This is a genomic window from Nitrobacter vulgaris (genome assembly GCF_031453995.1).
Taxonomy (GTDB): domain Bacteria; phylum Pseudomonadota; class Alphaproteobacteria; order Rhizobiales; family Xanthobacteraceae; genus Nitrobacter; species Nitrobacter vulgaris.
In genome coordinates this window covers 53,368-62,387 of the sequence record NZ_JAVDPZ010000017.1, presented here as the reverse complement: position 1 = coordinate 62,387, position 9,020 = coordinate 53,368, and the positions used below count along the sequence as shown (strand labels likewise).

General features: G+C 62.3%; 11 protein-coding genes and 1 pseudogene. 11 read left to right on the top strand and 1 reads right to left on the bottom strand.

Features of this window, described 5'->3' with window-relative positions:
* Positions 1–393: 393 nt before the first annotated feature.
* The 8 genes and pseudogenes from GGQ85_RS11950 to GGQ85_RS11915 all read left to right on the top strand — a co-directional run bounded on the left by GGQ85_RS11950 (position 394) and on the right by GGQ85_RS11915 (position 5,569).
* Positions 394–1,017 carry a hypothetical protein gene (locus GGQ85_RS11950; RefSeq protein ID WP_309774691.1) on the top strand — a complete coding sequence of 208 codons (624 nt, stop codon included), beginning with the start codon at positions 394–396 and terminating at the stop codon, positions 1,015–1,017.
* Positions 1,018–1,115: 98 nt separating this feature from the next.
* Positions 1,116–2,384, top strand: a pseudogene (locus tag GGQ85_RS11945) (DNA-packaging protein).
* A 62-nt stretch (positions 2,385–2,446) separates the two neighbouring features.
* Positions 2,447–3,622 (top strand): phage portal protein, encoded by a 1,176-nt coding sequence (locus GGQ85_RS11940; RefSeq protein ID WP_309774690.1) that lies wholly within the window; start codon positions 2,447–2,449, stop codon positions 3,620–3,622.
* 41 nt (positions 3,623–3,663) lie between these two features.
* Positions 3,664–3,876 (top strand): hypothetical protein, encoded by a 213-nt coding sequence (locus GGQ85_RS11935; protein ID WP_079446212.1) that lies wholly within the window; start codon positions 3,664–3,666, stop codon positions 3,874–3,876.
* The gene (locus GGQ85_RS11930; RefSeq protein ID WP_079446213.1) at positions 3,876–4,064 is read left to right on the top strand and encodes a hypothetical protein; all 189 of its coding nucleotides are present in this window, start codon (positions 3,876–3,878) and stop codon (positions 4,062–4,064) included. Before GGQ85_RS11935 ends, GGQ85_RS11930 begins: the two co-directional genes overlap by 1 nt.
* A 97-nt stretch (positions 4,065–4,161) precedes the next feature.
* Positions 4,162–4,815, top strand: coding sequence for an HK97 family phage prohead protease (locus GGQ85_RS11925; RefSeq protein WP_309774689.1), 654 nt, complete (start codon positions 4,162–4,164; stop codon positions 4,813–4,815).
* 9 nt (positions 4,816–4,824) lie between these two features.
* Positions 4,825–5,094, top strand: coding sequence for a hypothetical protein (locus tag GGQ85_RS11920; protein ID WP_309774688.1), 270 nt, complete (start codon positions 4,825–4,827; stop codon positions 5,092–5,094).
* A 205-nt stretch (positions 5,095–5,299) separates the two neighbouring features.
* On the top strand, positions 5,300–5,569 hold the full coding sequence (locus tag GGQ85_RS11915) for a hypothetical protein (RefSeq protein ID WP_079446216.1): 270 nt from the start codon (positions 5,300–5,302) through the stop codon (positions 5,567–5,569).
* Between the two features lie 221 nt (positions 5,570–5,790).
* Here the strand turns inward: GGQ85_RS11915 and GGQ85_RS11910 are convergent, their stop codons facing one another.
* Entirely contained in the window at positions 5,791–6,078 is a 288-nt protein-coding gene (locus GGQ85_RS11910; protein ID WP_244553439.1) for a hypothetical protein, read from the bottom strand.
* 180 nt (positions 6,079–6,258) lie between these two features.
* On the opposite strand from GGQ85_RS11910, the gene GGQ85_RS11905 reads away from it, so the two are divergent.
* The 3 genes from GGQ85_RS11905 (at position 6,259) to GGQ85_RS11895 (ending at position 8,854) form a co-directional block, all read left to right on the top strand.
* Entirely contained in the window at positions 6,259–7,512 is a 1,254-nt protein-coding gene (locus tag GGQ85_RS11905; RefSeq protein ID WP_309774687.1) for a phage major capsid protein, read from the top strand.
* A 155-nt stretch (positions 7,513–7,667) separates the two neighbouring features.
* Positions 7,668–8,480, top strand: a complete 813-nt coding sequence (locus tag GGQ85_RS11900) for a hypothetical protein (protein WP_309774686.1) — start codon at positions 7,668–7,670, stop codon at positions 8,478–8,480.
* Complete coding sequence (locus GGQ85_RS11895; protein WP_309774685.1) at positions 8,477–8,854, top strand: DUF2019 domain-containing protein; 378 nt, start codon at positions 8,477–8,479, stop codon at positions 8,852–8,854. The genes GGQ85_RS11900 and GGQ85_RS11895 overlap by 4 nt, the downstream gene beginning before the upstream one ends.
* Positions 8,855–9,020: the final 166 nt, after the last annotated feature.

Sequence of the window (9,020 nt, the reverse complement as noted above, 5' to 3'; positions counted from 1 at the left end):
CCACGGCTCTTTTTTTGCACGGAACATCGCAGGGAGTCTGCTGTTGTCCTGAACAATTGGCATGCGATGGCGGACCGTGGGGGAGAACGAACATGACGACGGAAAAACACAGTCAAACTGTGAAGACATCCATGGAGATGCGACGGTCCGAGCCTGAGCTTCCCGCCCTTTTGCTGTCGACCATCAGCACCGGTCTGGTCGCGTTGATCCTTTGCGTAACGTGGCTCGTATTCGTCCATCAGTGAGAGTGGGACTCAAGGGTCTACACAATAAAAAATACGGTTTTGGTCGGCGGGGATGAAGCCGGCCAAGGGACCCGAAATCTTCATCGCAATCCAGCTAATCCAGGAATTCAGCGGCATTGGGTCCGCTTGAAGGGAGTTCTTGATCTTCATGTGTGCGACGCGAACCGGCAAGCCGGCACGAAAGCCGGCGGCGGGGCGCGTTGCCTCTCGCTCAAAGCTGACGCCATCCAGGACCGGAACGTCCTCAGCATCGAAGAAGAAAGCGTCGTCGTCATCGGAGCAGAATAAGCCGCTCACGCCGGCCGAAGCGGCGATAAAGCGAAGCGCGGTTAGAACGTCGCCTCCCAGCAAGACCCGCGCCGCCGTTCTCGCGCGCAAGGCGACAATCGCTGCCACCACACGGTACGTTGATGATGTCCCCGTTATCGTTGATGAAGACGACGATGCGGCAAAGGCCGGATTGAAGCGGCAGCGCAAGCGGCCGACAACCGCCCGCCGCAAGGATCAACCAAGCCCGCGCATCAAGCGCACCGCAGTCGAGCGTGTCGACGATCCGCCGCCGGCGACAGGCGCGCTTTTGATTGAGAGGGTGACGCGCGCGATTGAGCGCGAGCTGTCCCTGATCGAGGTGATCGTCGGCGGCAGCCATCTGAAACCGCAGCAGCGCACGGAGGCCGAGCGCCGTGCCCGGACGCTGGCGAGTCTCGCGCGTACGCTCGGGAGAGGTGACGCGGCTGCGCGCAGGTCAGGAGAAGGTGAAGCCAGCCGATGACGACGCCGTGCCCCGCGACCTTGACGAGTTCCGGCGCGCGCTTTCGCGCCGACTGGAGCAAATGGTCGCCGCGCCAACGCCGGCTCCTGCTGGAGAGCATGAGTGAGACGGAACTCGGATTTCTTGCCCGACAGTGGGATGTTTTCGCGCATCCGCATCAACGGCCTTCCGAACTCGCTCCGAACGGCGCGCCGTGGCTGATCTGGCTGATGATTGGCGGCCGCGGCGCCGGAAAGACCCGCGCAGGAGCTGAATGGATTCGTGCGCAGGCGTTGGGTCTGCCGCCGTTCGCCAGCGAGGCGGTGTCGCGCATCGCACTGGTCGGCGAGACCGAGCATGACGCGCGCGAGGTGATGATCGAAGGCGTCTCCGGGTTGCTCGCGGTTCACGCCGCTCATGAGCGGCCATCGTGGTCGCCGTCGCGCAAGCGGCTGGAGTGGAACAACGGCGCGGTGGCGCAGGCGTTCTCGGCCGAAGATCCCGAAAGCCTGCGCGGGCCGCAGTTCGGCTGTGCCTGGTCCGACGAAATGGCGAAGTGGCGCTACGCGGAAGCCGCGTTCGATATGCTGCAGTTCGGCTTGCGGCTGGGATCGCAGCCCCGCCAGCTCATCACGACGACGCCGCGGCCGACCGCGCTTTTGAAACGCCTGATGAACGACCGGGCGAGCGTGGTGACGCGCGCGCCGACGCAAGCGAATGCTTTCAATCTGGCGCCGACCTTCTTGCAAGGCGTGATGGCGCGCTACGCCGGAACGCGGCTTGGACGTCAGGAGCTTGATGGCGAAATCATCGAGGATCGGCCGGATGCGCTGTGATCGCGTACGCTTCTGGAGCGATGTCGCGTGCACGAGGCGCCGCCGTTGCAACGCATCGTGGTCGCGGTCGATCCGCCGGCGAGCGCAAGCAAGCGCGCGGACGCCTGCGGCATTGTCGCGGCGGGGCAAGCCGCGGACGGCACTGTTTACGTGATTGCCGACGAGACCGTGGCAGGCGTGACCCCGGCGCTGTGGGCGGCGAAGGCGATCGCGCTGTGGCGGCGGTGTGAGGCCGATGCGCTGGTGGCGGAAGTCAATCAGGGCGGCGACATGGTGAAAGCCGTGATCGCGGAGGTCGACGCGGAGGTGCCCGTGATCGCGGTGCGCGCGACTCGCGGCAAATGGCTGCGCGCCGAGCCGGTGGCGACGCTCTACGAGCAAGGCCGCGTCAGGCACGCCGGTAGCTTCGCCGCGCTGGAAGACGAGATGTGTGATTTCGCTCTGTCCGGCCTGTCGTCCGGGCGCTCGCCCGACCGGCTCGACGCCCTGGTGTGGGCGGTGACATCGCTGGCGCTCGCACCGCGTGCTCAGCCGCGGGTGAGGGGGTTCTGAGAGGGAACTGCAATGCCGCACAGAGCGCTGCGTTGCAGCCACGACATAACAGGAAAATGGCCATGCGCTTGCGCTTGAAAAACATGTTCACCCCGCCCGAGACAAAAGCCAGCCGCACGGCCAGACTGCTCGCCTTCGAGAGTGGCGGCCGCGCGCGCTGGACACCACGCGATTATGCTGCGCTGGCGCGCGAAGGATATCTAACCAACCCCATCGTGCATCGCGCGGTGCGGCTGATTGCGGAGAATGTTGCGTCCTGCAGCTACCTCGTGTTCGAGGGCGCGCAGGAACACGAAGCGCATCCGCTGTCGCTGCTGCTCGCGCGACCCAATACACGGCAGGACGGCGGCGCATTTCTCGAGATGCTGGTGTCGCATCTGCTGCTGGCAGGCAATGCCTATGTCGAAACCGTCGCTCTTGACGGGGCGGTTCGGGAGCTTCATGCGCTGCGGCCCGATCGCATGAAGGTGGTGCCCGGCTCCGAGGGCTGGGCGGAAGCGTATGAATATAGCGTCGGCGGGCGCAGCGTGCGCTTCGATCAAGCGTCATCCGTGGTGCCGCCGATCCTGCACCTGACATTCTTTCATCCGCTCGACGATCACTACGGTCTTGCGCCGATCGAGCCTGCTGCTGTCGCCATCGACACCCACAACGCCGGATCGAAATGGAACAAGGCGCTTCTCGACAACGCGGCGCGGCCGTCCGGCGCGCTGGTCTATTCCGGGCCGGAAGGCGCGGTGCTGTCGGATTCACAGTTCGATCGGCTCAAGCGCGAGTTGACCGACACCTATCAGGGCGCGGTGAATGCCGGCCGGCCGCTGCTGCTCGAAGGCGGACTCGATTGGAAAACAATGTCGCTGACGCCGAAGGACATGGACTTCCTGGAGGCCAAGCACACGGCCGCGCGTGAGATTGCACTCGCTTTCGGTGTGCCGCCAATGATGCTCGGCATTCCCGGCGACAACACCTATGCAAATTTCCTGGAGGCCAATCGCTGCTTCTTTCGTCAGACCGTTCTTCCGCCGGCGTCCCGTATCGGTAACTCATTCGCGCAATGGCTGTCGCCGCAATTCGGCGAGAGAATCCGTATCGTCGTCGACACCGACAGGATCGACGCGCTGGCCGCCGATCGTGCGGCATTGTGGGAACGAGTCAGCAACGCGGCGTTTCTTACGCTCAACGAAAAGCGCGAAGCGGTCGGCTATGCACCGATCGAGGGCGGCGACAGGCTGGAGTAAGCAGCCATTTTCCGCAAGGGAAAGAGGCGAGAAAGATCGTCATGCCGGACCTCATCCGCATCTTCAGCGAGCGCGGCGATCTTGCGCATCTCGCGCTGTTTCTTTGGGCGAGCGCCGCGAGCGCGGGTCTGCTGTTCACGCTTCGCGAACTGTCTGCGGCCTCGCGCCGTTTCGATGATTTCGTTCGCGAATTGCAGCGCTTCAACCGCAAGGCGCATCGCCGCGCCGGAAACCTCAAAGAGGATCTGGACTGATGGATACCCTTCACAGCGTGTTACGGTCATTCGGCGCCGAAACGAAATCCTCGCGTGATCATCTCACCGTGTTTCGCGAATTCCTCGCGCATCTTGATCGCGTTCAGCGCAAGCCACCCGCGGCTCGCGCGCCTCGTGCCAAATCGCAGACGCGGCGCAAGCCGGTGAAGCGCAACCGCAAGGGATAGCGTTCATCCAGTGACGCCCGGTGCCCTGATGGGCGCGTGGCGCACAACGTCCTGTTACGAATTTCAGACATCCTCCCCGCCTGTTGCGAGGCCGATCATGCATGCTCCGTTGTCATCCGTCTCGCGTCTGTCGTTCTCCGGCGACGGCACGGTCGAAGGTTATGCCAGCCTGTTCGGCGAGATCGATCAGGCGCGCGACATGATGATGCCCGGTGCGTTCACGCAGACGCTGAAGACCCGGGGGCTACGCAGGATCCCGATGCTGTTTCAGCATGATCCCGCCGAGCCGGTCGGCGTCTGGCTCGAACTGCGCGAGGATTTTCGTGGCCTGTGGGTGCGGGGAAAGTTGATTCCCGACGTGATGCGCGCGCGCGAATTACTTTCTCTGGTCGAGGCTGGCGCGGTGGACGGGCTGTCGATCGGCTATCGCACCGTACGTGGTCGAATCGATCCGCGCACGCGCGTGCGCCATCTCTATCAGGTCGACTTGTGGGAGATTTCCATCGTCACGTTCCCGCTGCTGGCGGGAGCGCGTGTCCGCGCGGTGAAGCAGGCGACAACCCAGTCGCCGCGCTCACGCGTGCGGACACAGGCCGAGCGCGGCTGGCGGAGCATGACGGAGGCCGCGGATGAACCGGCACCGCAGCTCCGCCCGCGTTCGGCGATGGTTTCGGCGTCTCTGCGCGGAAGGGAAGCGCGGCGCGCTACGCTTCACGGCGCGGTGCGCGCGCAGTTGGCGGGAGCGCGCTGATGTCAAATCATGCTGGCATATTCGAAGCCGCGCAGCGCGCGCTGGATGCGGCCCGATGCCTACAGATGGATCCGGCCGGACGCCGCGCGCTTTCTCGCTCCCGGCATTGATCCTCGTGATGTCTATCCGGCGCTTCAACGCAAGTTCAACCCGGACCAGCCGCGCGTGCCGGCGGGCAATCCGGACGGCGGACAGTGGACGGATGGCGGCGGCGGCATCAACGAACGGATCTTTCGTCTCCGTAGAAAGTGCAAACGATTTCGTCAACCGGACACTTGAGCGGAATCCTGATCAAGTCGAGGCCGTGGCGACTGGGCGGTTAGCCGGCCGCGAGGCTTTCAGGGAAGACGTCGATGCGGTGCCTTACCTCCGAGACACCTATGGGGTCGGCGTATCTATCGTACATGATCCACGCGCTGCCAGGGGTTTCAGCGTGATAACGGCCTATCCCAGAAACGAACCTAGCAAATAGCAAGGAGAGGTCATGTTGGTTCCGAAAGAGTTCGACCACGTGGTCCAATGCTTCTATCAGGGCAGCAGCGCTGAAGTCTCCTCGATGGAAGAGTGGGTTGCGCTGGCCCTGGGATATTCGAACAAACAGGATCAAGCGATCGTCAAGCGCTTTCTGCAGGAATTGCTCGCGCAAAACCTTACGGACGCCGAGTTGGGGCGGATATGGAACGATGCCGGGGCCGACTACTTCTTTGACAACATACGCGGGGTATTGACGCTGATACGGGACGCGATCGATTAGGAGACAGCGAGAAACGCAAGGGCCGGTAGACACGCGTTCGCACGCGTGAAGGAAAGGCATCAGATCAAGATCTGACAGTTCCGCTTCTGATTCCATCAGAAGCGGAAAGGCTCCAAAAATCTGATCTCATGGCTTCCAGAGTCCGATTTCGGCTCGCAGCCGCTATTTTGTAATCGGCGCGGACGGTATCCTGTCGCGGGTTCGCCTGCGGACATATCGGATCACCGTTTGAACGCCAGCGCCAGCGCGAGGCCTGCGATGGCTCCGACGCAGATCGCCGCGCCACCGGTGGCCATGCTCCAGTTCAAAAGATAAAGCACTATCGACAGCAGCGATTTTTCGGCGCTGGCGCTCAGCATTACGAAGGATATCCCGAACGCCGCCAACAGGACGACGCAGGCGGCGATCGCGAACCAGGCGACGACCCGCCTCAAGGGCTGCATCGCATACCACGCGCTTCCGGCCGAGGCGACGGCCAGAGTTATCCAGACAAAGATCAGAAATCGCATGGTTCGCCTCAACGTGCTGCCGTTGCCGGAAGCCATTGTAGCGCACAACCGCGCGCAAGTCTTGGGTGTCAGAGAAGCCTTGGGGTCAACAGGGTCTTGGGGTCAACAGGTCTTGAGGTCAAACAAGTCTCAAACGTCAGACACGACGGGGCGAAATTATTATCACTGAGGAGAGCATGAATGGACTTCGATATCACCGACATCGCGCCGGAGCATAAATCCGGTGGTGCCGTCCGCGGCGGCTACGACGACTTCCGCGTCACCTTCGAGGAATTCAAGGCGGCCAACGACGAGCGCCTGGCAAGGCTGGAGCAAAAGCGCGGCGACGTACTGCTGGAGGAGAAGGTCGATCGCATCAATGCCGCGCTCGATGCCCAGCACAGGCGCATGGATGAACTGGCGCTCAAGAGCGCTCGCCCGGCGCTCGAAGGCCGCGCTGGAATCCTCAGGGATGCTGGCTCCCGCGAGCACAAAAGCGCCTTCGAGGCTTACGTGCGTGGCGGCGAGACCGGCGCCTTGCGCGCGCTCGAGACCAAGGCGATGTCGGTCGGCTCCAATCCGGATGGCGGTTATCTCGTGCCGGTCGAACTCGAGCACGAAATCGGGCAACGCCTGGCGGCGATTTCGCCGATCCGCGCGCTCGCGTCGGTTCGCACCATCTCGGGCAATGTCTACAAGAAGCCGTTCATGACCGCGGGTCCCGCCACGGGTTGGGTCGGTGAGACGGACTCGCGAACGCAAACCACCTCGCCGACGCTGGATGCCTTGAGCTTCCCGGCGATGGAGCTTTACGCCATGCCCGCGGCGACTGCGACGCTGCTTGACGATTCCGCCGTCAACATTGACGAGTGGATCGCGCAAGAAGTCGAGCTGACCTTCGCGGTGCAGGAAGGCGCGGCGTTCGTTAACGGTGACGGCACTAACCAGCCGAAGGGTTTTTTGCAATCCGATACGGTTGCGAACGGCTCGTGGGTGTGGAGCAAGCTGGGTTACGTTGCCAGCGGCGCGGCCGGCGCGTTCGCCTCGAGCAACCCGTCGGATGCGCTGGTCGATCTGATCTATGCGCTGAAGGCTGGCTATCGCCAGAATGCTGCTTTCATCATGAACCGCAAAACGCAAGCCGCGATCCGCAAGTTCAAGGACACCGGCGGGGCCTATCTGTGGCAGCCGCCGGCGCAGGCTGGCGGACGCGCCTCGCTGATGACCTTCCCGCTGGTCGAGGCCGAAGACATGCCGGATGTCGCGGCGAATTCGCTGTCGATCGCGTTCGGTGATTTCCGCCGCGGGTACCTCGTGGTGGACCGCGCCGGCGTGCGCGTGTTGCGCGATCCCTATTCGGCAAAACCTTACGTGCTGTTCTATACCACCAAGCGCGTCGGCGGCGGCGTGCAGGACTTCGATGCCATCAAGCTGATGAAGTTCGCAGCGAGCTAAGGAAGGTCGCCGGTCCTGCATCCGGCGTCATGGCCGGACCAAACCGCGAAGCGTGTCTTCACGCAGGCCCCCGCGTATGACCTGAAATTCAGCGGCGCGCCTTTCTGGCGCGCCGTTTTTTTGGAGCGCGCGTCGTTCCTCAAGGACATATTTTCATGCCACCGCATCACGACGCCTGGCTGCGCCATCAGCAATCGCGATGGCTGCGGCCGGATGCGGCACGCTGGATTCGTCCCGACGCCGCGCGCTTTCTTCCGCCCGGAGCGGATGTTGCCAAAGCGTTTCCCAGACTGGCGCGCAAATACAATCCAAACCAGCCGCGCGTGCCGGTCGGAAATCCGGACGGCGGCCAGTGGACGGATGGCGGCGCAGGAGGAGGCAGTCTCGGCCTTTTTCAGATCACGCCGCGCGATAACATGATCGACGGCGTGCAACTCGCGGGTGATTGGCCGCCGGATGACGGACCCGGCATTCCGAGTGACGAGCCGCCGCAAATTCCGCCAAAGCAACCTAGCACAAGCGCCGAACGAACGAGCTATCTCCGTGCGGCCGCTAGTTGGCTGGTTCGGCACGGAGGGCTCGCAGGCGAAATTTACACGGGCGCAATGAACAATGCGGAATGGCTCAAGGATTACCGTGATCTGGTTCAAGCGGCGCGCGACGAACCGAAGTCGCTTGACGAATTACAAGCCAATGTCGGTTTGAAGCGGCCAGGTTACGATGATCATCATATCGTCGAGCAGACGTGGGCAGAGCGGTTCGGCTATAGCCGCAGCGAGATCGACGATCCATCCAATCTTGTCAGTATTCCACGGTTGACGCATTATCAAACAACAGGCTGGTATATGACCAGCACCGAAGAATTTGGCGGGCTCTCGCCGCGTCAGTATCTTGCGGACAAGGGCTGGGATTCGCGTCGGCGGGTTGGCCTGCAGGCTCTTGTAAGGTTTAAGGTATTAAAGCCATGAACGTCAAACGGGTTCGCTTGGCTGACGTATCAACAGAAGACCTTGTTGATCGATTTGCGCAGATCGGTGTTGAGCAGGATCAAGCGCTGCTCGGTGGGCAAATCGCGAAATTCAATCGGTTGTTCGAGCTAATGAGTGATGTCTCCAACGAGCTGAAGGCGCGCACAGGGGATCATCGCCGTAGTCTTGTAAGGCTGTACGAATATCCAAACATGCAGGTGCGGCTTAAAGCGGCCAAGCATACGCTTGCTGTCTTGCCGATCGAAGCAAGACAGCAACTCGAGTCTATCGCGGAGACACATTGGATGCCGCAAGCTGGGGATGCTGGGATGTGTCTTGAGCTTCTCGATAATGGCACATTCAAGCCGAGCTGATGGACCATAGGGCTTGTCGTAACTTATATCCACGCTCCCCAGCTTCGTGCCATTGTTAGAACCCAGTCGCGGTAGAGCGCCAGCGTTGCCGCGCGTTTCGCGCCTGCGTTCAAGCATGACCGGAAATTCAGCGGCGCGCTTCTTTGGCGCGCCGCTTTCTTTTTGG

What these genes read in the sequence shown, in the direction of transcription:
- GGQ85_RS11910 (WP_244553439.1), bottom strand. Translation starts at nt 6,078, where the DNA reads ATGCGATTTCTGATCTTTGTCTGGATAACTCTGGCCGTCGCCTCGGCC.
- GGQ85_RS11915 (WP_079446216.1), top strand. Translation starts at nt 5,300, where the DNA reads ATGTTGGTTCCGAAAGAGTTCGACCACGTGGTCCAATGCTTCTATCAG.
- GGQ85_RS11930 (WP_079446213.1), top strand. Translation starts at nt 3,876, where the DNA reads ATGGATACCCTTCACAGCGTGTTACGGTCATTCGGCGCCGAAACGAAA.
- GGQ85_RS11940 (WP_309774690.1), top strand. Translation starts at nt 2,447, where the DNA reads ATGCGCTTGCGCTTGAAAAACATGTTCACCCCGCCCGAGACAAAAGCC.
- GGQ85_RS11920 (WP_309774688.1), top strand. Translation starts at nt 4,825, where the DNA reads ATGCTGGCATATTCGAAGCCGCGCAGCGCGCGCTGGATGCGGCCCGAT.
- GGQ85_RS11935 (WP_079446212.1), top strand. Translation starts at nt 3,664, where the DNA reads ATGCCGGACCTCATCCGCATCTTCAGCGAGCGCGGCGATCTTGCGCAT.
- GGQ85_RS11905 (WP_309774687.1), top strand. Translation starts at nt 6,259, where the DNA reads ATGGACTTCGATATCACCGACATCGCGCCGGAGCATAAATCCGGTGGT.
- GGQ85_RS11950 (WP_309774691.1), top strand. Translation starts at nt 394, where the DNA reads ATGTGTGCGACGCGAACCGGCAAGCCGGCACGAAAGCCGGCGGCGGGG.
- GGQ85_RS11900 (WP_309774686.1), top strand. Translation starts at nt 7,668, where the DNA reads ATGCCACCGCATCACGACGCCTGGCTGCGCCATCAGCAATCGCGATGG.
- GGQ85_RS11895 (WP_309774685.1), top strand. Translation starts at nt 8,477, where the DNA reads ATGAACGTCAAACGGGTTCGCTTGGCTGACGTATCAACAGAAGACCTT.
- GGQ85_RS11925 (WP_309774689.1), top strand. Translation starts at nt 4,162, where the DNA reads ATGCATGCTCCGTTGTCATCCGTCTCGCGTCTGTCGTTCTCCGGCGAC.